We start from the raw sequence: 19,669 nt of genomic DNA, 5'->3' as shown, positions 1-19,669 counted from the left end.
CAGATTGCTCCGTTACTCGCCAGTGTTGAAGGCGACGCGCTGACCAACGGTTACGCGCTGCGGCCCCTGATCGATCAGGACGGTGCCTTCCGGAAACGTGCCACGCACAAAGACACGGTCATCTTCAGCATGCAGAACTTCGACCGTCGCCAGGCGCACAGTCTTCTGCGCGTCAGCAACCAGCAGTGTCCATTGCCCACGCGTACCTTCTTTCAAGGATGTCGTGGGCACCCAGATTCCCGCACTCTGTACGGGATCAATTATATGCACACGAGCGGTCTGCCCGAAGGCAACGTCCGGCGCGTTCCTCAGATCGAAAAGTGCGGTTCTGGTGCGGGTTACCGGATCAATGTCCGGCCGCAAGGTTGCAAGGTTAGCCCGATAGCTTTGACCAGCGATCTCGATTTCAACATCTGTCAGAAGCGCCGGGTCAACGTCGAGTGGGATACCGATCCGAATCTGCGGCGACACGACCTCGACCATACCCAGAACCAGTTCACCCGAGCGCAGAGTTTCACCGCCGTCGACGTGTCGCGCGGTTATTTGACCAGAAAACGGAGCCTCAATGCTGGATTTTTCGATCCGAACGGTTACGTCCCGCAGCGCTGCATCCAGTTCCCCAATTCTAGACAACAATTCATCTTGTCTGGAAACTGCCTCATCTAGGCGAGCTTGACTGGTAAAGCCTTGTTCGATGAGTTTCGCGTTTCGCTCGACCGTTTTCTCGGCAAATGAAAGCTGGGCTGCAATGGCATCACGAGATGCTGTCAGTCGGTCGCGTTCAACCTCCAACAGAGCTACGTCCAACGTTGCGAGAAGTTGGCCCTTAGCAACCTCGTCACCCTCATCCACCTGAATTTGATCAAGCGTCCCATTCAACTCGAAAGAGATATCTGCCGAACGCTGAGGCTCGACCTGACCGATGAATACACGGTCGACTGTGTAGGCGCTTTCGGACGTGATTGGTGTGGCGGAGACCGGGGTTGCGGCAGCGGCATCTGGCGCCGGTACAGCATCTGCTCTGCGCGTCAGCTCCGATGCACCGAAGTAAACTGCGGCCGCTGCAACACCTATGAAGCTAACGGTCACCCCGACACGCACGGTACCGCGTAAAACACGCAAAAAGAGGCTCGGCTTGGTCTTTTCAGTAAAGTATTTCGCGGGACTTGGCATTTGCGGACCTCATCAAGTTAGCATCTCTAACATATGTTAGAAGTTCTCACTTTGACAAGAGATACGTGATCTGGCACATGTTGGATCATGACCAGCATAGAAAAAAGTCACTCAACAATCAGCCAGGCAACCGGTCAATCGGTGGGCAAGAAAGCCTATCATCATGGCGATCTCCGCGCTGCACTGATCGAAGCAACCCGACAGTTGGTTGAAGAAAAAGGACCCGACAGTTTTTCTGTATCCGAGGCGTGCAGACGCGCGGGCGTTTCAACCGCGGCACCTTACAAGCACTTCAAAGACAAGACAGAAATGTTGGTCGCCACTGTTCTGGAAGGAATGGATCGGCACCGAGACAAAATGCTTGCCGCACTGGAAGGCGTTCCCGAAGGATCTCCCGAGCGCGTTACTGCCATCGGGATGGAGTATGTTGCCTTCGCATTAAATGAACCCGGGATCTTCAGACTGAAATTTGGCGGCTTCACAGATCGCATCGCGGATCCCCGGTTGGAGGAAGGTGGCCAGCAAAGTTTCGGGATTCTTTTAACTGAGGTAGCAAAGTGTCTCGGTGAACCGGGAATCACAGACGAAGTTCGCCGCCGTGGTTTTCTGTTGTGGAGTTTCGTGCACGGTCTGTCCTTCATTCTGCATGACAAAGGGCTTGCTGAGAAAGGCGAAGACTTCGATCTTCATACCCTTCTTGAGGACGTTTCGGAAAGAATGCTGAATTGAGCGTTCTCACGCCAAAACGAACTTAACCTAGCACAGATAGCAGACAATCTAAGCCGCTATCACGCCTATGCCTAAACGATTGCTCTGGTTCACATAGAAGACATTTTGGACAGCGCAGCGAATGTCCGCTATCCACAATCGCAAGGTTTCGTCGTGAATACTGGCTTGGGATTGAGCTAGTGGTACCAGATAGGGTCTATAGCAGAGTTTTCAGTCCAATACTTCCGTTTCTCAACCTGGAATTATACGGGCGCGTTCGTTAGCTGGGAACTTCTGCAGGCACCAAGATCGTCATTCCTGCTCGGTCTGCTACGGCCATGATTGCCGGAATGTCTGGCGGTCCATCTGGCGCCGGAATGTCTGTCGTACCGTCAGGCATTGCTTCGCCAGCTTCAGTAAAGAAAGTATCATGCATCGCGCCAGGTGCGTTTATGCAAAGTAGCCGGCCAGGCCGTTCCCCAGTACATGTAAAGGCATGCACTGCGCCGTCCGGAACTTTGACGAAGTCACCACTTTTTGCGCTGATTGTCTCACCATTCACAAAGAACTCGAATTCACCATCGAGCACATAGAAGCTCTCGTCTTCGCCAGCATGATGATTGGGTGGCGCACCGGCACCCGGCGCCGTCTTTATCTCAACGATTGTGCAACGATCTCCGGTCTCACTGGGAAAGGCGTGAAAGGTCAGAAGGTTTCCTAGAAGATGATAAATTCGCGGGCGAGGTTCAGCCATTACTTCAACTCCCTTTACTTGAAACACACTGCCCTTATGATACATATATCTACTAATGAGACAAGTGTATCATAAAAGGCTTGGTATTGGCGTCGCGTACAAATCAAATTAATCGAACACGAGAAGCACTTCTTTCAGCTGCACGTGACTTGATGTCGGAAGGCAAAGAAGTCACGCTGGCAAAAGTCGCTGAGCGTGCCAAAACCAGTCGTGCGACGGTCTATCGTTACTTTTCTGATCCAAGTGTCTTGGCTTTGGATGCGACGCTCGATCTTGAAGTTACTCCAACTTCAGAACTTCTCGAGGGGCTGAATAACGTCAGGAGCCGCGTACATGCTGTAGCGCGATACTATCTGGATTTTTCTCGGGTTCATGAGGCGCACTTCCGGCAGTTTCTTGCTGAATCACTCAAGGCATCACTTGAAGATGGAACTGTCAAAATGCGTGGCGCCAGAAGAGTGGCGGCTTTTTCGGAAGCACTTGCACCAGTTCAGCCATTGATGAAGCCTAAGGAAATTGACGACCTGGCAAAGCGATTGTCCATGACGACGGGCATGGAACAACTTATTATTCTGGAAGACATTTTGCGAGTGGACAAAGCCACTGGTTACCAACTTCAGGAAGGGTTGGTCGATGCTCTGTTGGATCGGTACTTACCAAAAAACTGAGGCAGAATTCAGATGCCGACTTCATCCCAATACTGCTGGAAAATAGACACCAGTTAAACGTCCAATTTGGATTGAAATTATACTTCGAAACGATGAACGTGAACGGCCTTTTTGACCGCATCTCGGACGTTAACTACGCCTTTATTAAACGGCTGCTTTGCGGAGGAAGCGGCCAACACAGCCTGAAAATGCAAGAGGCCGCCAACGCGTCGACAAGCCGCTGAGAGAGACGAAAAAGCACGACCCTTCGGACCACTGGCGTCCGGTTAGGCTTCACCAAAAAAGCGCGGCGTCGCATCAATCTCAATGAGCGCAAGCAGGCAAAAACAGACGTTGCAGGGCTCAGGCCTGCTTTTGAACCTCGGCTTCGTCTGCCACCTCTGCCGACTCTGGTGTCACTTCGACCACATCGTCCTCGTCCGCGGGCTCCATGACTTCAGGCTCTTCGGATTGATCTTCGAGCGCACCAACGATCAAAGGCAACATATGTACGCCGGTCGCGCTTGCGATTTCGGGTGTTTGTGGTGTCTGCCAGCTGAGCGTGTCGAAGCTGCCGCAGTTCTGGCAGACCGGTCCCCATTCAGGTTGGATATCATGGCAACTGGTGCACACCCATTGCGGACCACGCGGCGCATTCAGCGCTTTGGCCAACCAGCCTTGCACAATGGCGTCCGAAGCCCCCTCGCCCCGTTCGATAGCGGCCATCAACGTATAGGCGCGCGCATCACCCTGCGTTTCGACCACATCGCCCAGCGCACGGCGGGCTTCGGGGAAGTCCTCGGCCACGATGTTCAATTCGGCCAGTATCAGACGCGTTTCCATGTTCTCGGGGTGAATCCGGGTCAGCGCGGTGAACCGCTTGATCCGTTGGTCGGGGGTTTCATCCGGCACGACGTCGGCGAAGGCATGGGCCAGATCCGGATGCGGCTGCGCCTCCCATGCTTTTTTCAGAATCTTGGTTGCGGCCCGGGGTTTGCCTTTGGCGATATACGCGCGGGCCGCCATGGCAGCGGCAGGCACCAAATCAGGCGACAGGCGATTGGCTTCAATCGCGCGCTCCTGCTGTTCGACCGTCGCACCTTCGTCCAGAATTCCCTTGGCTTCGGACAAGGCCAAAACCGCGTCACGCCGTTTGAAGACATCGCGCGGCAAATACCCGGCTTTCAGCTTGGCCGTCAGGGTCGAACGGGCACCGGCCCAATCCTGCGCCTTGGTTTGCAGGTTCAGCAGAACGTCCTGCGTTTCTTCATGACGTGGTTTGATCGCCAGGGCCTTCTCGGCCAGTTTGCGGGCCGTTTCATCATCACCTTCGGCCAGCTTCTGCTTCATGATCCCGCGCACGCCAACGAAACGGGTGGCGCTGTTGGTCACCAGTTTTTTATAAGTATCCGATGCCTTTTTCGTATCCCCGGTCATCTCGGCGGCCTGTGCCACCAGCAGGTCGGTAAGCTCGGGCTTGTTCAGCAGTTTTTCGGCCTTGCTGGCTTTGGTCATCGCCACGCGGCCTTCGCCCGAGGCCAGCGCCAACAGACCATCAGCCAGCGCCTGGTATCCCTTTTGCTGGCGATTGCGGTCAAAATACCGAGACAGGGCCGTTTCGTCACCGTTCAGGAATTTCAGCGTTGCGATCAGCAGGCTGAGCAACTTGAAAAACAGCCAGACCGCAAAAACCAATACAGCCAGCGCGATCACTGACTGAAGCGGCCCCAGCGTGAATTCCGTGCCCGCGACGGTAATCTGAACCCCGCCACTGGTTTGCATCAGGAAGTGACCGCCCAACGCCAGCAGGCCGATAATCGCAACAAAAACGAGGATCTTAAACAGTGACCACAGCATGGCAGGTCCTTCAGTTCGAGTTCAGGCTGGAAGCCAGTGTATTCGCCGCATCGACGGCGGCGACCCGTGTTTGGGCCGCCTGTTCCCAATCGGACATTGCAGCCTGTGCCGCTTCGGGAAGTGATTTCAGTTCGCTCAAGGCTTTGGCCAGGTCTCCGTCCGCAAGCGCAGCCTGTGCCCGTGACAGGATGGCATCTGGCCCATCCCCTTCCTGGGGCGTGACCGAGCGCGCGCCCGTTTGACGTTGCAGGAATGCGATCAGGCCGGTGCCCTTGTCGGCTTCACGGACTTGGGCCAGCGCGGTTCGGGCCGCAGGCGCGAAACTGTCGCGCAGAGAAGAGAGTGTTTCAACACCCTTCTCAGCCGGCCCGGACAGGGCATCCGGCACATCCACACCGCCTGCTTTCAGTTCTGCAACCAGATCGGAATAGGGCTGACCCGCATCCAGTTGCCCATGCAAGCGCGACAGAACGGCGGCATTGGCCGCGGCCTGCGCATCAGCTGATGCTTTCGCCTCCAGCGCCTGAGCGTCGGAAACCATTTTTTCAACCTCGGCCCGTTGCGAGGCCAGCGAGTCCTGAAGCTTCTTAAGCTCAGCTTCGAACGCGGCCATGGATTCGGGCGACACGCTGGATTCGATCGGGGTTTTCTCAAGCGTCGCAATGCGGTCTGACAATGGTCCGATCTGGCCTGACAGCGTATCCACAGTGGATTTGATCGCACTCAGGTCACTTTCCACGGGTGTCAATTTGTCGGACAGCGCTTTGACCTGATCCGTCAGACCAGCATCATCCGGACTGTTTGCAAGCGCCTGAGACAGCTTGGCAATCTGGTCGGACTGGTCTGCCAGTTTGGATTCCAACGTCGCCAAGGTATCCGAGCTGTCCGAGCCAGTTGACAACAGCCCGCCATTACCCAGCGCAAACCCGACGGCGGCAGCGATGGCACCGCCCAGCAAAGCGGAAACAAATCCGCCACGCTTTTCAACGACACGCTCGACCACTTTTTCTTCGGCCGGGGCAGTATCTTCAGTCGACGCTTCGGCTTCGGCTTCGGCTTCGGCTTCGGCTTCGGCTTCGGCTTCGGCTTCGGCTTCGGCTTCGGCTTCGGCTTCGGCTTCGGCTTCGGCTTCGGCTTCGGCTTCGGCTTCGGCTTCGGCTTCGGAAAGTTCTTCTTCTACGGTCTCAGTCGGGTCAACAGGTGTATCTTCCTGTTGCAGTTCGGGTTCGACGACGTCATCTGCCTTGGGGGTTTCCACCGGCTTTTCTTCGGACTTTTTCTTACCAGCCACCGCAATATTCCCCTTATCGAATCCAAATTCAGATGAATAACAGCCCCAGTCAAGTTAATCGGGGACCGCGCCGCCCTCAACCCGCAACGCATGTTTCACAAGCTTTTTGACAGCCTTACGCATTTTCTTTGGTGTCGGCTTCTTTGCGATCTTCAGGCGTGCATAGTCCAATGAATAAAGGGGATCCGCCGTGGCCTGGCTGATTGCAGCCAACCACAAAGGCGCGGATCCGGTCCAAATATCGGCAAAATGTCGCGCCGTTCTTGGCGAAAAAAGCGGTGCGATTACTGGCGAATCCAGATCTGCCACCCGGGTCACTTCGGATGTTAGCGGCAACAGCAATTGCTGGTAGACTGGCAGTTCCCCCACGGTCAGGCCGGATTCGGTCAGTCGACCGGCAACATTGCCGCGCGTGTTCTCACCCCTCAAATGCAACAACGGGCTTTTGGGCCTCCGCTTAAGCAGATGTCCCACCAGTTCTTCCGCCGTGGCCCCGACCAGTTCGGCCCGCCAGCCGCAACCCTTCGCTGTGCTGGTCGTTGTCGGTCCGACGCAGAAAGCGGGCAGGTTGCGGTCCACACCTTTCAGGGCTGCCGCATTCACCGCATTGGCCGACGTGAAAATCAATCCCTGCACACCCTCGGTCTCAACCTCGACCGGCAACGGCCGGATTTCCATGATCGGAGAATAGATGACCTGAACCCGGGATTTGGTGCGGGTCGGCAGCTGCGCGACGAACCGTTCAGAGGCAGCGCGCGGGCGGGTCATCAACAAATACAACGTGCGGCCCCTTGGCCCTTCAGGATTGTTTGCATCCGCGCAGGGTGATACCCCGCCGTTAGATCATGATGCAACGGATCAGGGTGATGGTGCAAACACTTACCGTATTGGGATTGGAAAGCAGCTGCGACGATACCGCCGCGGCCATCGTGCGTCAAACAACGGGCGCCAAAGCCGAAATCCTGTCATCCGTGGTACATGGCCAAACCGAACTGCACAGCCCTTTTGGTGGCGTCGTGCCCGAGATCGCGGCCCGGGCGCATGCGGAAAAGCTGGATGTCTGCGTTCTGCAAGCGCTGGACACCGCTGGTCTTTCCCTGAAGGACGTGGACGCCGTTGCGGTCACCGCGGGGCCGGGTCTGATCGGAGGGGTCATGTCGGGCGTCATGTGCGCCAAGGGGATCAGTGCGGCAACCGGTCTGCCGCTGGTGGGTGTCAATCACCTTGCCGGTCACGCGTTGACACCACGACTGACGGACAACATTGCCTTCCCCTACCTGATGCTTCTGGTGTCTGGCGGCCACTGCCAATTCCTGATCGCCCACGGGCCCGAGCATTTTACCCGCCTTGGCGGCACCATCGACGATGCGCCGGGCGAGGCCTTCGACAAAACCGCCCGCCTTCTGGGTCTGCCGCAACCTGGTGGCCCTTCCGTCGAAGCCGAGGCGCGCGCCGGTGATCCCAAACGATTCCGGTTTCCAAGGCCGCTTCTGGACCGGCCCGGTTGCGATCTGTCCTTTTCGGGATTGAAAACGGCTTTGATGCGGATGCGCGACCAGATCGTGAACGAAAAGGGTGGTTTGACGCGCCAGGATCGCGCAGATCTGTGCGCCGGATTCCAGCAGGCTATTGTGGACACATTGGCCGAAAAGACCCGGCGTGCGATTGATTTGTATCTGGAAACCTCTCCGTCTGAACCCGTGATTGCCGTTGCCGGAGGGGTTGCCGCGAACTCGGCCATTCGGTCCGCATTAGAGTCTGTTTGTGCTGAAAAAAATACCCAATTTACCGCCCCCCCGTTGGCGTTGTGCACGGACAATGCGGCGATGATTGCCTATGCTGGCCTGGAACGCTTTCGTGCCGGCGCGCGGGATGGGCTGGACCTGACCGCCCGCCCTCGCTGGCCTCTGGATCAGCACAGCCCGGCCATGCTGGGCGGTGGCAAGAAAGGGGCCAAGGCATGAGCGTATCCGTCCTGGGCTCCGGTGCGTTTGGCACTGCTCTGGCTATCTCGCTGGCAGGCAATGGGCCAGTGACACTGTGGTCAAGAAACGCCGATCGGGCGCAGCAGATGCGCGAGACGCGCGAAAATGCAACCCGGCTGCCCAACATAACCTTGCCCGGGGACATCAATGTGACTGGGGATATCGCCGAGGCGCTCACGGCTGACACGCTTTTGTTGGCTGTGCCAATGCAGAAATTGCGCAGCGCTTTGCAAGATCACGCCCCGGCCCTGCGCGGCAAGACTCTGGTGGCCTGCTGCAAGGGAATTGAACTGACCTCGGGGCTTGGACCTGTCGCGGTCATCAAAGAGGGCGTGCCGGATGCCAGCGTCGCGCTTCTGACCGGGCCCAGTTTTGCAGATGACATTGCACATGGCCTGCCCACCGCTCTGACGCTGGCTTGCGAGGATACCGAACTTGGCAAGGCGCTTCAGGCCGAGCTGACGACGGCGAACCTGCGCCTTTACCGCACCACAGACACGATCGGCGCCGAACTTGGCGGCGCGCTGAAGAATGTCATGGCCATTGGCTGCGGTGCCGCCATCGGCGCAGGTCTGGGAGACAGCGCCCGGGCGGCCTTGATGACCCGCGGGTTTGCCGAGATGCAGCGCTTTGCCGCGATGCGCGGCGCGCGCCCCGACACCCTGATGGGCTTGTCCGGGTTGGGGGATCTTGTGCTGACCTGCTCTTCCGAACTGTCCCGAAACTATCGTTTTGGCCTGAGTTTGGGTCTGAATCAGCCCTTTGACAGCCAAACAACGGTCGAAGGCGTCGCCACCGCTCGTGCCATGTCGGACATTGCCGCCAAGGAAGGGCTGGATATGCCCATCAGCGCCACGGTGGCGGACCTGAGCCATGGCGCCTACAGTGTCACCGAGGCCATTCAAAACCTATTAAATCGACCCCTCAAGGAGGAATAACATGCTGATCGCCCTCATCGCTCGTGACAAACCCGACGCGTTGCAAACCCGATTAGACAACCGCTCGGCCCACCTAGCCTATATCGAAGAAACCGGCGTCGTGTCACAGGCCGGACCGTTGCTGAACGGTGACGCCATGATCGGTTCATTGATAATCCTCGATGTGGAAGACCCGGCCGCCGCACAATCGTGGGCCGACGGCGACCCTTACGCGAAGGCAGGATTGTTCCAATCGGTTGAGCTGATCCCGTGGAAAAAGGTGATCGGTTGATGGCCTATTGGTTGTTCAAGTCGGAACCGTCGACCTGGAGTTGGGATCAGCAAGTCGCAAAGGGCGACGCGGGCGAGGAATGGGACGGTGTCCGCAATTATCAGGCGCGCAATTTCATGCGTCAGATGAAGGTTGGGGACCGGGGGTTCTTCTACCATTCGCAAAAGGACAAGTCCGTTGTTGGCATTGTCGAGGTCTGTGCCGAGGCCCATCCCGACAGCACCACCGATGATGAACGGTGGGAGTGTGTCGACATCAAAGCCGTGCGGCCCTTTTCCAAACCCGTAACGCTGGACCAGATCAAGGCGGACGAGCGTCTGGCCAACATGGTGCTGGTGAAGAACTCTCGTTTGTCGGTGCAACCCGTGACCGAGGATGAATGGCGGGTGATTTGCATGCTGGGTGAAACCCAGCCTGACTGAACGGGACAGTGGCACCGGGCGCAGAACTTCTCAAACCCCTGGCAAGATGCTATCTTTCCATGGGCTTTGCCGGGTGAGAACATGTCGGTCGCGTTTTTCCGCGATTGAAATTGCTTGGTGGTGTTCGAGTAAAGATCGGTCTTTCTTGAAAGCAAAAACCCATGTCTGACGACGAAGGCGGCAATGGGATATTCGAAGACGCCGTTGCTGCAAAGAATTCAAAAAACTGGGAAGCGCGCCTGAAAGAGGCGCGTGAAAAGCGTGCCAGAGTGCTCAGCGGGGCGCAGGGTGAAGCGCAGGAAAAACCCGCCCTGAAACCTTCCGAGACAGAACACCTACCCCGGCCGGACGAATCCAAAATCGAAGAGATCGTATCAGACCGGGTCCGTTCCCTGCATTTGGAAGAACCAAAAACCCGGAAAAAACCCTTGGTTAGAGCAGGAATTATTCTGGCCGCCTTGGTTTGCGGCGCGTCCCTGCAATGGGCGGTCACACATATTGCCGGAACTTTGCGCTCCACCGGTGGAACGCCCCCAGCCAGCCTGGATGCGGCGACTGAAACTCTTCCTGAAATCGAGGAGCTGCTTTCAGACAGAGCCCCCACCGTCGGAATCGCTGAGTCACCGGCCCCACGAGACACACAAGCAGCCGAGGGCCCCGCCGATTCAGCGTCTTCCGAAGTCGCACCCGTTTCCAACCCGGCAATCATCGAAGAGGTCGAGGATGCGATCACAGGCGCACCTCTCGACCAGAGCGTCTCGGTTGAAGCGCTCGTGACGCCACCCGTTCCAGCCGAAGACATTTCGGCTGCGGATGACCAAGACAGGGTGGAGCCAAGACCCCCAACCCCAGAAGCGGAACCGGCCGTGTCTTTGTCCCCGCCAGCCATATTCATTCCGCCACAGCTCGAACCCATCTTGGCCACCGCTTCTTCTGCGGATATTCAAACCCTGTTTCCAGCTTCTGCCGAACCTCCGTGGCGCCACACCAACCGGTCGAACAAAGACAGCTTTTCGCAGACATCCTTGATGGTTTTGGACCCTGTTCTGCAAGAGATCACTTTATCTGCGGTCCCGTCTTATGCAGAGGTAAAACCGCTTTCGCCCGCACAATCCCCCATTGATCTGGAAGTCTCGCTTTTTGTTCCGTTGAGAGTGTCGCAAGACGCCAGCAGCCGGGCTTTGGAACTGCTTACGCAGGGCCGCGCGACTGTTGTATCAACAGACCGCGTGGGTTTTCGAGTCAGAGAAACACAGGTTCGTTTCTACCATCCAAGCGACGCTGAAAACGCGGCGCTGGCAGCTGATGCTCTTGACGGAATATTGAGGGATTTCACGAATTCGGGCAGCAAGACCCGTCCGGGGCGGATAGAAGTCTACCTGGCAGGCAGCGGTGGCGCGTCATCCAGGAATTCGGACCCGAGGCCCACGGAATTCGACAATTTCATTGCGCGTATTCTTGGCGAACTCAGATAAGAAACGAGGGAAGGCTCTGACGATACAGAACCTTCCCTACCCCCGCGTGCTCCCTACTCACCACACGCGTATGGAAATATCTAGTTCTGACCGTCCTGGTCACAGGTTGAACTTAGCCCAGCCGCACCCTTGGTTTCAAATGCCAAGTCTTTAAATTGAAACTCAAATTAAGTACGCCCGCCAGAATCTCGGCGGGCGTTTGGTAGATTTCGACCGGGTCAGCTGTAAACGGATTCTTTTCCGAAATGCTTGGTCAAAACATAATAGACAACGGCACGGTACTTGTTGCGCTCGGACATGCCGTAGGTTTCCATGGCTTTGTTGATCCCTTCCATCAGCTCGGGGCCATCTGCCAGACCCAGCTTTTTGATCAGGAAGTTGTTCTTGACGGTTTCCAGTTCCGAGTCCTGGCTGGCCGCGACAGTTGCCGCATCTGCGTCATAGATCGCCGGACCACAACCGATGGTGACCTTGGTCAGCAGGTCCATATCGGGGTCCATCCCGCATTTGGTTTTCAGGTCTTCTGCGTATTTGGCGATCAGCTCGTCGCGCTTGCCCATATCCTAGTCTCCTTGATCCGTTTACCCGGCACCTTTTACCGATGATCGAAAGACTAGCCGCGTCGCAGGCTTTTCCAAAAGGAAAAAAATTTGCGATTTCTCCCCCTTGGTCGCAGCCTGCACGTTTCTTGCTGAAAAGCCTAGCGGCAATAGCCCCACCCCGGGCCTTGCAAGTGGAAATGATCCGCGTGCAAACGATTGAAATCGGGCCCAAGAACCACGCGAAACCAACCGCAGGCCCCGCGCCAGATCCGTCGAAAAAAGGCGCCTTCCGGTCCCGAGCCCTGCCAGTTTGACAACAAGGTCAGCGTCCGACCGTCAAAGGTATCCACACCGACGATATCTATCGAATCCGCGCGGGCATGGCTGCTCCACCCACTGTTTTCACCCTGCGCAGTGCGCATGGGGCGGCAATTGTAACTGCCGATGTGGCGCAATCGGGAAACGGTGGTCCCAAGCAGATCGCGTGCGGCGGGCTGCACGACGTGATGTTCCCACATGGTCAGGCGCAAAGCCGTGGCGCAACTGGTTTCAACATCCTCAATCCCTGATGTCACCAATTTGGTCAGACGACCCCGACCGGCGATGCCGCAATTCTGATCGACAACCAAGTCCGCCATCGCCTCAAACCGAACACCTGCGTCTTCCAGAGCGGCCCGACACTGTGCTTCGCTGGCCAGTGCGCGGTTCAGTTGGAGCTTGGTGACGGGTGTAATCGGGGCGGTTACCTTCAGATCACGCAACGGGTTCCAATGTGACGGTATCGGCGTTTCGGGATGCGCCAACACCCACCAGACACCACCGCCCAAAAGGATCACAACAACCGCCAGCCTGAAAAAGAAAGACGCCGCCAGGTACAAATACCGGCGGCGCCCAGATTTCTGCGTCATACCCAGACGGCGATCAGTAGCGGTAGTGTTCCGGCTTGTACGGACCTTCCGGTTTGACACCGATGTAAGCGGCCTGATCCGCATCCATCTGGGTCAGCTTCACGCCGATGCGATCCAGATGCAGGCGGGCCACTTTCTCATCCAGATGCTTGGGCAGGATGTAGACCTTGTTCTCGTACTGGTCACCCTTGGTGAACAGCTCGATCTGGGCCAGAACCTGGTTGGTGAACGAGGCCGACATCACGAAGGACGGGTGCCCGGTGGCGTTGCCCAGGTTCAGCAGACGGCCTTCGGACAACAGGATGATGCGGTTGCCCGAGGGCATCTCGATCATGTCCACCTGTTCCTTGATGTTGGTCCATTTGTGGTTCTTCAGGCTGGCCACCTGAATTTCGTTGTCGAAGTGGCCGATGTTGCCGACGATGGCCATGTCCTTCATCTCGCGCATATGCTCGATGCGGATCACGTCCTTGTTGCCGGTGGTCGTGATGAAGATATCCGCGCTGGCGACTTCGTCTTCCAGCAGGGTCACTTCGAAACCGTCCATCGCGGCTTGCAGGGCGCAGATCGGGTCGACTTCGGTGACTTTCACACGGGCACCAGCACCGCGCAACGACGCGGCCGAGCCTTTGCCCACATCACCGTAACCGCAGACCACTGCAACCTTGCCGGCCATCATCGTGTCGGTGGCGCGGCGGATACCGTCGACCAGCGATTCCTTGCAGCCGTATTTGTTGTCGAATTTCGACTTGGTGACGCTGTCATTCACGTTGATCGCCGGGAACGGCAGGTGGCCGTCTTTCACCAGCTGATACAGGCGGTTCACTCCGGTGGTGGTTTCCTCGGAAACACCCTTGATCTGGTCCCGCATCTTTGTGAACCAGCCCGGGCTTGCCGCCATACGCTTGGCGATCTGCTTCTTGATCACCTCTTCCTCTTCCGAACCCGGAACAGGGATGATGTCCTCGCCCGCTTCGGCACGGGCACCCAGCAGGATGTACAGCGTTGCATCGCCGCCATCATCCAGGATCATGTTCGGGCCTTCCTCGAACAGGAAAGATTTGTCCAGATAATCCCAGTGCTCTTCCAGTGTCTGGCCCTTGACGGCGAAGACGGGAATACCCGCCTCGGCAATCGCGGCGGCGGCGTGGTCCTGGGTCGAGAAGATGTTGCACGACGCCCAGCGCACATCCGCGCCCAGCGCCACCAGCGTTTCGATCAGAACGCCCGTCTGGATGGTCATGTGCAACGACCCGACGATGCGCGCCCCTTTCAACGGCTTGCTGTCGCCGTATTCCGCGCGCAGGGACATCAGGCCCGGCATCTCGGTTTCGGCTATGTCCAGCTCTTTGCGGCCAAAGCCAGCCAATGAAATGTCTTTAACGATATAGTCCCCGGCCATCAGGTGCTCCATTTTCCGGTAATTCACAGTCCTCGCTGCCCCTAGCATTCCTTGGGGCAGGTGGCAACTTTGAAGACTGTGGTCGGAAACGATAAGGCCAATATCAGCTTGGTGTGCCTTCAATTTCGATCTTTGGTATCGCTTCAAAAAAATCGGTGCCAACGGCAACAATACAACTGATACCGTTCGCATTGGTTACCAAAACGGTATAACTTCCAGTTTCTTTCGAGGTCCAAACCTCCATCACCGCTTGCGCGCCGCGTGTTTTTTGCAAGCCGCCAAAGGCCAATTCCTCGGCATAATTCTCCTGCAATTTGGATATGATGTGATCCCGTGCCGCACAATTCTGGGCAAAGGCAGGCGGCGCGGTGGCGGCCATTCCGAAGGTCAGTGCGATTGCGAATAAACGTTTGAACATAGGGTGCTCCTTTCGATACGTGTTTCAGTTCGAGAGGGGCACACTGGGAGGAGAATGCACCCCCCTCAGTCTTCAATGTCGGGATCATACCGCGCCGTTTCAAAGCACGAACGCTCAAGAAAATGTTGGCAGCGTGTGATCCAGACAGGTACATCATACCATAAAAACGCGAATTGAACGTGTCCAACTTCACAAGGCATGGCAGAATGGCAACACAACCCAGAGCGTGGCAAAGGATGCTGTCGGGCCGCAGGCTGGACCTTCTGGACCCGACACCGGTGGATATCGAGATTGAAGACATCGCACACGGCCTTGCCTTTGTCGCTCGTTGGAACGGTCAGACAAACGGCGATTTCGCTTATTCCGTGGCCGAACATTCCCTGCTGGTTGAAGAGATTTTTGGCCGTATTGCCCCCAAAGCACCCATGAAATGGCGTTTGGCGGCCCTGTTACATGACGCGCCCGAATATGTGATCGGCGATATGATCTCACCCGTGAAATCCGCCGTCGGCCCAGACTACGGCGCGTTGGACGACCGGCTGGCGGCAGCAATCCATATACGGTTTGGACTACCGGCTGAGGTCCCAAAAACGGTGAAGCGCCAGATCAAGAAGGCCGACAAGATCAGCGCCTGGATGGAGGCGACACAGATTGCCGGGTTTTCCGAGGCCGAAGCCACGAAATTCTTTGGCCGCCCGGACAGGGGGATCGTGGCGGGTTTACAGATCAGGCTGCGACCCCCGGTCGAGGTGCGGCACGCCTTTACGGCGCGGCACGCAGAATTGATCGCTCAGATCTGAGAGGCGCTTTCCGAATGCGGTGAGTGGTACGGGGGAACTGGTGGAAGAAAGATGAAAACAAAAACCGGAACCCGAGTTTTGCTTGTCGTCAATGTCGTGCTGACTGTTGGTCTTGCGGCAGCGTTGGTCGAAACCGGGTATGTCTCGAAGGCGCTCAGAAAAATCTCGGGCACACATGTCCCGGTCACGGAAACCGATCACTACAAGCTCATGGTCTGGCTGCACGAGCGGCCGATTTCTCAGGCGCTCGCCTCACCGGATATTCAGATCGCTTTCATCGGCGATTCGATAATCGAAGGGTGGTTGACCAGCAACATCCTGCCCAACTCGCTGAATCTTGGGATCAGCCGCGACACCGCCCCGGGCCTGATCGCACGGGCAAAACCGGAACTGATTGCCCATGTTCCGACATGGTATCTGGGAATCGGGGTCAATGACGCTCTGACCGCCACACCGCCAGAGAAGATTGCAGGCTATGTCGCACAGTTGAAGGCCCTGTTCATACCTGCTGACAGGTTGATCTGGCGTGCTGTGTTGCCCGTCACCGGTGCAAACTGGACCGCGGAACAAGAGGCGTTTCGAACGGCCTTCAATTCGGCTGCACAACAGGCCTGTCAGGATATGGCGAACTGCACGTTTCTGACCCCGCCGGACGGTTTCGCCGAGAACACCGCCGACTGGACATCAGACGGGTTGCATCCCAACGCAATCGGATATCGTCAGCTGGCGCGGCAGCTCTGCGCAGAAATTTCCTGCTCACCCTGAAGGTACTGAATGGGTACGGTAAGCACCGCTGCCCGCAGACTTGTCTGAAACTTGGGCAGGGTTTGTGTTCACGCCGTTTCAGCCAAAGACGTAGAAGCACAGTTTGTTGCCATCCGGGTCACGCAGATAGGCACCATAGAACCTGTCGGGGACGCGTTGACCAGGTTCGCCTTCGTCCACCGCACCCAGGCTGATTGCCTTGTCATATAGTTCCTTGACCTCATCCTTGGAGTCGGCTGCAAAGGCGACCATGTTGCCATTTCCGGCGGCGCAGGCATCACCGTCGTAGGGCTCGCAGACCGCCAGCATCGGCGCTTCGGGTTTGTTGCCGATGAACGCGATCCGGCCTGCGTCTATAACCACTTTCGCGCCCTTGTCCGCGAAAAGTTTGGTATAGAAGTCCTTGGCGCGCTCCATGTCCGAAACGCCAACGGTCACATATCCGATCATAAAGTGGTCCTGTTTTGACAAAAGATTCCAGATGTGCCGAACAGTCCTCGACAGGGTCCAAGGTTACAAGTCACTAAACCGTCATCGAGCGGCCGGCCGACCTAACGAGGGCTGCGTTTCGCCAGTATCCGCTGCAACGTCCGCCGATGCATATTCAACCGTCGCGCGGTTTCGGAAACATTCCGGTCACACAGCTCATAGACGCGCTGGATATGTTCCCAGCGCACACGGTCCGCGCTCATGGGGTTTTCCGGCGGCGGGGGCATCTCGTCACCCTTTGCCAGCAACGCGTTCGTGATGTCGGTGGCATCGGCTGGCTTTGACAAATAGTCGGTCGCGCCGATCTTGACAGCCGCGACAGCGGTCGCGATCGCACCATATCCGGTCAGAACAACGACACGGCTGTCAGGGCGTTTTTCCCGCAATACCTCGACAACGTCCAATCCGTTGCCATCCTCAAGCCGCAGATCGACAACGGCATAAGCCGGGGGCCGGGCGGTGGATATCGCGCGCCCTGCCGCGACGGATCCTGCGGTCTCAACCTCGAAGCCACGCTTTTCCATGGCCTTGGCCAAACGTCTCAGAAACGGCTCGTCATCATCAACCAAAAGCAGGGATTTGTCAGGGCCGATGTCAAGCTGAGAAGTGTCTGCCATATGTTAGGTCTTTCGCTATTTCATGCCTTTGGCTCGAACATGAGTAATAGCAGCGCGGGAACAAAGGTCAAACAACCTTGTTACGACGCGGCCTGCTTCAGGAAGCATTCAACCTTGTCCGCCATCTGTTCGGCCGTGTCTTCGCGCTTGAAGAACTCCAGAAATCCATCTTCGGGTGTAACCAGATAGGTAAATGTGGAATGGTCAACCAGATAGAATTCATCGCCCTTGTCATGCGCCTTGTAATAGGTCTTGTAGGCCTTGCTGGCCGCCTTGACCTGTTCTGGCGAGCCGGTCAGGGCGATCGTCTTGCCCCCGAGATTGAAAGCATAGTCAGCCATGACTTCGGGCGTATCGCGATCCGGGTCAATCGAGATGAACAAAGGTGTCACCGAAAGCCCGCGTTCAGCCAGAATATCGACAGCGTCGGCGTTGCGGGACATGTCGAAGGGGCAAACGTCCGGGCAGAACGTGTATCCGAAGTAAACCAGCGTCGGTTCGGTAATCACATCTTTGTCCGTAACCGTCTCGCCTTTGCCGTTCACCAGTTCAAATGGTCCACCAATTGCGGCGGCACCCCCGGCGATCTGGCTGGACCGGCATTGCGCGAATTTGTCATCGGACCCGCCACCCCGCGTCAGAATCCACATGGCCCCAAGTCCGATAGCCAGAACAACAGTTGCGAGAATTGCGAGAAGGCGGGTCATTTCGATTATCCGGTCTCAAGGGGTTGTTGATCGTTCCGGCCGGGACACCTATCAAGATGACCAGCCGATGCAACAGGACATAAGCGACCGATGGCAGAATCCAATCAGACTTTTTGGCGCGGCCAGGAACGCAGCAGCTGGATTCGTCTACGGACCCTGATCCTTTTGCGATGGGTGGCCATCATCGGCCAGCTCACCGCAATCACGGTGGCCCAGCGATACTATGACGTGCAGCTGGAACTGGGCCTGTGTTACCTGGCCATCGGAATCTCGGTCATGGGCAACCTGACTGCCATATTGCTGTTTCCGCAGAACAAGCGCCTGACCGAGTTTGAAAACTTCCTGATGGTTCTGTTCGACCTGCTGCAATTGTCAATTCTGCTGTACTTGACAGGCGGGCTGAACAATCCGTTTGCGCTGCTTCTGCTGGGCCCGGTCACGATTTCAGCCAATGTCATGAGCACACGATCGACCCTGATTGTCGGCGCCGTCGCAATCGTTCTGACAACTGTGCTGGCGGAATTTCACCTTCCGTTGCGGACAAGTCTGGGGCTTGTTCTGGATATCCCCGATATCCTTCTGTTTGGAAACTGGGCCGCGATCGTAATCGCCATCGTCTTCATCGGCGCCTATTCCCACCGCGTCAGTTCCGAAGTCCAATCCATGTCCGAAGCGCTGGCCGCCACGCATATGGCGCTGGCGCGCGAACAGAAACTGACCGATCTGGGGGGCGTCGTTGCCGCTGCCGCGCATGAACTGGGCACGCCTCTGGCGACGATAAAACTGACCAGCGCGGAACTGATCGAAGAACTTGACGACCGCCCGGACCTGAAAGAAGACGCCGCTTTGATCCGCGAGCAGGCAGACCGTTGCCGTGACATTCTGCGCGACATGGGGCGGGCGGGCAAAGATGATCTGCATCTGCGGCAGGCGCCGCTTTCGACAGTGGTGAACGAAGCGGCCGAACCACATGTCGGTCGCGGCAAAGAGGTTCATTTTTCAGAAGGCCCCGCGCAGGACGGGGATGTTCAGCAGCCCTCGATCCTGCGCAAACCCGAGATCATTCACGGGTTGCGCAACCTGATTCAGAATGCGGTGGATTTCGCCCGTGCAAATGTCTGGGTCGAGGCCGAATGGACCGACGGCAGGATCACCGTCAGCATCATGGATGACGGGCGTGGATACCCGCCCCACATGATCGGACGCATCGGCGACCCCTTTATGCGTCGCAGACGGGCGGAATCCGATCAGAGAGCACGCCCGGAATACGAAGGCATGGGCCTGGGATTGTTCATCGCCAAAACCCTGCTGGAACGCAGCGGCGCCGAACTGGAATTCGCCAATGGCTCGGACCCCTACCAGCATCTGACCGACAATCCTGAACGGCGCGGGGCAATCGTCAAGGTGACCTGGCCACGCAAACTGATTGATGCACAGAAGGGTGACACCCCGGTCCCGTCGGGATCCAACACGCGCATCCAGGTGTGAATTAAGAGACCG

The 19,669-nt window shown here is 57.1% G+C and carries 22 protein-coding genes; 10 read left to right on the top strand and 12 right to left on the bottom strand.

What is annotated here, in order from left to right:
- Positions 1 to 12: 12 nt before the first annotated feature.
- The gene (locus tag FIU92_RS16505; protein WP_152459659.1) at positions 13 to 1,173 is read right to left on the bottom strand and encodes an efflux RND transporter periplasmic adaptor subunit; all 1,161 of its coding nucleotides are present in this window, start codon (positions 1,171 to 1,173) and stop codon (positions 13 to 15) included.
- A gap of 87 nt (positions 1,174 to 1,260) precedes the next feature.
- On the opposite strand from FIU92_RS16505, the gene FIU92_RS16500 reads away from it, so the two are divergent.
- Complete coding sequence (locus FIU92_RS16500; protein WP_152459658.1) at positions 1,261 to 1,902, top strand: TetR/AcrR family transcriptional regulator; 642 nt, start codon at positions 1,261 to 1,263, stop codon at positions 1,900 to 1,902.
- Positions 1,903 to 2,161: 259 nt separating this feature from the next.
- Here FIU92_RS16500 and FIU92_RS16495 read toward each other — a convergent pair whose 3' ends face one another.
- Entirely contained in the window at positions 2,162 to 2,635 is a 474-nt protein-coding gene (locus FIU92_RS16495; protein WP_254705323.1) for a cupin domain-containing protein, read from the bottom strand.
- Between the two features lie 152 nt (positions 2,636 to 2,787).
- Here FIU92_RS16495 and FIU92_RS16490 point away from each other — a divergent pair, with 152 nt between their 5' ends.
- Positions 2,788 to 3,303, top strand: a complete 516-nt coding sequence (locus tag FIU92_RS16490; RefSeq protein ID WP_152459656.1) for a TetR/AcrR family transcriptional regulator — start codon at positions 2,788 to 2,790, stop codon at positions 3,301 to 3,303.
- 342 nt (positions 3,304 to 3,645) lie between these two features.
- On the opposite strand, the gene FIU92_RS16485 is transcribed toward FIU92_RS16490, so the two are convergent.
- The 3 genes from FIU92_RS16485 to FIU92_RS16475 are packed head-to-tail and all read right to left on the bottom strand — an operon-like array spanning position 3,646 to position 7,198.
- Positions 3,646 to 5,139 (bottom strand): heme biosynthesis protein HemY, encoded by a 1,494-nt coding sequence (locus tag FIU92_RS16485; RefSeq protein WP_152459655.1) that lies wholly within the window; start codon positions 5,137 to 5,139, stop codon positions 3,646 to 3,648.
- A gap of 10 nt (positions 5,140 to 5,149) precedes the next feature.
- On the bottom strand, positions 5,150 to 6,430 hold the full coding sequence (locus FIU92_RS16480) for a COG4223 family protein (RefSeq protein WP_152459654.1): 1,281 nt from the start codon (positions 6,428 to 6,430) through the stop codon (positions 5,150 to 5,152).
- Positions 6,431 to 6,484: 54 nt separating this feature from the next.
- Positions 6,485 to 7,198, bottom strand: coding sequence for a uroporphyrinogen-III synthase (locus FIU92_RS16475; protein ID WP_152459943.1), 714 nt, complete (start codon positions 7,196 to 7,198; stop codon positions 6,485 to 6,487).
- A 98-nt stretch (positions 7,199 to 7,296) separates the two neighbouring features.
- Here FIU92_RS16475 and tsaD point away from each other — a divergent pair, with 98 nt between their 5' ends.
- The 5 genes from tsaD (at position 7,297) to FIU92_RS16450 (ending at position 11,521) form a co-directional block, all read left to right on the top strand.
- Positions 7,297 to 8,394 carry a tRNA (adenosine(37)-N6)-threonylcarbamoyltransferase complex transferase subunit TsaD gene (gene tsaD, locus FIU92_RS16470; protein WP_152459653.1) on the top strand — a complete coding sequence of 366 codons (1,098 nt, stop codon included), beginning with the start codon at positions 7,297 to 7,299 and terminating at the stop codon, positions 8,392 to 8,394.
- On the top strand, positions 8,391 to 9,353 hold the full coding sequence (locus FIU92_RS16465; protein WP_152459652.1) for an NAD(P)H-dependent glycerol-3-phosphate dehydrogenase: 963 nt from the start codon (positions 8,391 to 8,393) through the stop codon (positions 9,351 to 9,353). The genes tsaD and FIU92_RS16465 overlap by 4 nt, the downstream gene beginning before the upstream one ends.
- A 1-nt stretch (position 9,354) precedes the next feature.
- Positions 9,355 to 9,624 carry a YciI family protein gene (locus FIU92_RS16460; protein WP_152459651.1) on the top strand — a complete coding sequence of 90 codons (270 nt, stop codon included), beginning with the start codon at positions 9,355 to 9,357 and terminating at the stop codon, positions 9,622 to 9,624.
- On the top strand, positions 9,624 to 10,046 hold the full coding sequence (locus FIU92_RS16455; protein ID WP_152459650.1) for an EVE domain-containing protein: 423 nt from the start codon (positions 9,624 to 9,626) through the stop codon (positions 10,044 to 10,046). The genes FIU92_RS16460 and FIU92_RS16455 overlap by 1 nt, the downstream gene beginning before the upstream one ends.
- Before the next feature lie 161 nt (positions 10,047 to 10,207).
- On the top strand, positions 10,208 to 11,521 hold the full coding sequence (locus FIU92_RS16450; protein ID WP_152459649.1) for a hypothetical protein: 1,314 nt from the start codon (positions 10,208 to 10,210) through the stop codon (positions 11,519 to 11,521).
- 218 nt (positions 11,522 to 11,739) lie between these two features.
- Here FIU92_RS16450 and FIU92_RS16445 read toward each other — a convergent pair whose 3' ends face one another.
- The 4 genes from FIU92_RS16445 to FIU92_RS16430 form a co-directional block, all read right to left on the bottom strand.
- A complete protein-coding gene (locus tag FIU92_RS16445; protein WP_152459648.1) occupies positions 11,740 to 12,081 on the bottom strand; it encodes a DUF2853 family protein in 342 nt (113 codons plus the stop codon).
- A 140-nt stretch (positions 12,082 to 12,221) separates the two neighbouring features.
- On the bottom strand, positions 12,222 to 12,971 hold the full coding sequence (locus FIU92_RS16440; protein WP_152459647.1) for an extensin family protein: 750 nt from the start codon (positions 12,969 to 12,971) through the stop codon (positions 12,222 to 12,224).
- A 13-nt stretch (positions 12,972 to 12,984) separates the two neighbouring features.
- Entirely contained in the window at positions 12,985 to 14,373 is a 1,389-nt protein-coding gene (gene ahcY / locus FIU92_RS16435; RefSeq protein WP_152459646.1) for an adenosylhomocysteinase, read from the bottom strand.
- A gap of 103 nt (positions 14,374 to 14,476) precedes the next feature.
- Positions 14,477 to 14,791 (bottom strand): hypothetical protein, encoded by a 315-nt coding sequence (locus FIU92_RS16430; protein WP_152459645.1) that lies wholly within the window; start codon positions 14,789 to 14,791, stop codon positions 14,477 to 14,479.
- Positions 14,792 to 14,997: 206 nt separating this feature from the next.
- On the opposite strand from FIU92_RS16430, the gene FIU92_RS16425 reads away from it, so the two are divergent.
- On the top strand, positions 14,998 to 15,591 hold the full coding sequence (locus tag FIU92_RS16425) for an HD domain-containing protein (RefSeq protein WP_152459644.1): 594 nt from the start codon (positions 14,998 to 15,000) through the stop codon (positions 15,589 to 15,591).
- A 51-nt stretch (positions 15,592 to 15,642) separates the two neighbouring features.
- Positions 15,643 to 16,356 carry a GDSL-type esterase/lipase family protein gene (locus FIU92_RS16420; protein ID WP_152459643.1) on the top strand — a complete coding sequence of 238 codons (714 nt, stop codon included), beginning with the start codon at positions 15,643 to 15,645 and terminating at the stop codon, positions 16,354 to 16,356.
- Between the two features lie 78 nt (positions 16,357 to 16,434).
- Here FIU92_RS16420 and FIU92_RS16415 read toward each other — a convergent pair whose 3' ends face one another.
- The 3 genes from FIU92_RS16415 to FIU92_RS16405 all read right to left on the bottom strand — a co-directional run bounded on the left by FIU92_RS16415 (position 16,435) and on the right by FIU92_RS16405 (position 18,169).
- Positions 16,435 to 16,806, bottom strand: coding sequence for a VOC family protein (locus FIU92_RS16415; RefSeq protein ID WP_152459642.1), 372 nt, complete (start codon positions 16,804 to 16,806; stop codon positions 16,435 to 16,437).
- A 101-nt stretch (positions 16,807 to 16,907) separates the two neighbouring features.
- A complete protein-coding gene (locus tag FIU92_RS16410; RefSeq protein ID WP_152459641.1) occupies positions 16,908 to 17,462 on the bottom strand; it encodes an ActR/PrrA/RegA family redox response regulator transcription factor in 555 nt (184 codons plus the stop codon).
- An 80-nt stretch (positions 17,463 to 17,542) separates the two neighbouring features.
- Positions 17,543 to 18,169, bottom strand: coding sequence for an SCO family protein (locus FIU92_RS16405; RefSeq protein ID WP_152459640.1), 627 nt, complete (start codon positions 18,167 to 18,169; stop codon positions 17,543 to 17,545).
- Between the two features lie 90 nt (positions 18,170 to 18,259).
- On the opposite strand from FIU92_RS16405, the gene regB reads away from it, so the two are divergent.
- Positions 18,260 to 19,657, top strand: a complete 1,398-nt coding sequence (gene regB / locus FIU92_RS16400; protein WP_152459639.1) for a sensor histidine kinase RegB — start codon at positions 18,260 to 18,262, stop codon at positions 19,655 to 19,657.
- Positions 19,658 to 19,669: the final 12 nt, after the last annotated feature.

The organism is Ruegeria sp. THAF33, assembly GCF_009363615.1.
Lineage (GTDB): Bacteria > Pseudomonadota > Alphaproteobacteria > Rhodobacterales > Rhodobacteraceae > Ruegeria.
Note: the sequence above shows the minus strand (reverse complement) of the source record. Positions and strands in the feature narration are given on the sequence as shown.

What these genes read in the sequence shown, in the direction of transcription:
- FIU92_RS16505 (WP_152459659.1), bottom strand. Translation starts at nt 1,173, where the DNA reads ATGCCAAGTCCCGCGAAATACTTTACTGAAAAGACCAAGCCGAGCCTC.
- FIU92_RS16425 (WP_152459644.1), top strand. Translation starts at nt 14,998, where the DNA reads ATGGCAACACAACCCAGAGCGTGGCAAAGGATGCTGTCGGGCCGCAGG.
- FIU92_RS16495 (WP_254705323.1), bottom strand. Translation starts at nt 2,635, where the DNA reads ATGGCTGAACCTCGCCCGCGAATTTATCATCTTCTAGGAAACCTTCTG.
- FIU92_RS16455 (WP_152459650.1), top strand. Translation starts at nt 9,624, where the DNA reads ATGGCCTATTGGTTGTTCAAGTCGGAACCGTCGACCTGGAGTTGGGAT.
- FIU92_RS16430 (WP_152459645.1), bottom strand. Translation starts at nt 14,791, where the DNA reads ATGTTCAAACGTTTATTCGCAATCGCACTGACCTTCGGAATGGCCGCC.
- FIU92_RS16460 (WP_152459651.1), top strand. Translation starts at nt 9,355, where the DNA reads ATGCTGATCGCCCTCATCGCTCGTGACAAACCCGACGCGTTGCAAACC.
- FIU92_RS16410 (WP_152459641.1), bottom strand. Translation starts at nt 17,462, where the DNA reads ATGGCAGACACTTCTCAGCTTGACATCGGCCCTGACAAATCCCTGCTT.
- FIU92_RS16465 (WP_152459652.1), top strand. Translation starts at nt 8,391, where the DNA reads ATGAGCGTATCCGTCCTGGGCTCCGGTGCGTTTGGCACTGCTCTGGCT.
- FIU92_RS16405 (WP_152459640.1), bottom strand. Translation starts at nt 18,169, where the DNA reads ATGACCCGCCTTCTCGCAATTCTCGCAACTGTTGTTCTGGCTATCGGA.
- FIU92_RS16440 (WP_152459647.1), bottom strand. Translation starts at nt 12,971, where the DNA reads ATGACGCAGAAATCTGGGCGCCGCCGGTATTTGTACCTGGCGGCGTCT.
- FIU92_RS16445 (WP_152459648.1), bottom strand. Translation starts at nt 12,081, where the DNA reads ATGGGCAAGCGCGACGAGCTGATCGCCAAATACGCAGAAGACCTGAAA.
- FIU92_RS16500 (WP_152459658.1), top strand. Translation starts at nt 1,261, where the DNA reads ATGACCAGCATAGAAAAAAGTCACTCAACAATCAGCCAGGCAACCGGT.
- FIU92_RS16415 (WP_152459642.1), bottom strand. Translation starts at nt 16,806, where the DNA reads ATGATCGGATATGTGACCGTTGGCGTTTCGGACATGGAGCGCGCCAAG.
- regB (WP_152459639.1), top strand. Translation starts at nt 18,260, where the DNA reads ATGGCAGAATCCAATCAGACTTTTTGGCGCGGCCAGGAACGCAGCAGC.
- FIU92_RS16450 (WP_152459649.1), top strand. Translation starts at nt 10,208, where the DNA reads ATGTCTGACGACGAAGGCGGCAATGGGATATTCGAAGACGCCGTTGCT.
- FIU92_RS16420 (WP_152459643.1), top strand. Translation starts at nt 15,643, where the DNA reads ATGAAAACAAAAACCGGAACCCGAGTTTTGCTTGTCGTCAATGTCGTG.
- tsaD (WP_152459653.1), top strand. Translation starts at nt 7,297, where the DNA reads ATGGTGCAAACACTTACCGTATTGGGATTGGAAAGCAGCTGCGACGAT.
- FIU92_RS16490 (WP_152459656.1), top strand. Translation starts at nt 2,788, where the DNA reads ATGTCGGAAGGCAAAGAAGTCACGCTGGCAAAAGTCGCTGAGCGTGCC.
- FIU92_RS16475 (WP_152459943.1), bottom strand. Translation starts at nt 7,198, where the DNA reads ATGACCCGCCCGCGCGCTGCCTCTGAACGGTTCGTCGCGCAGCTGCCG.
- FIU92_RS16485 (WP_152459655.1), bottom strand. Translation starts at nt 5,139, where the DNA reads ATGCTGTGGTCACTGTTTAAGATCCTCGTTTTTGTTGCGATTATCGGC.
- ahcY (WP_152459646.1), bottom strand. Translation starts at nt 14,373, where the DNA reads ATGGCCGGGGACTATATCGTTAAAGACATTTCATTGGCTGGCTTTGGC.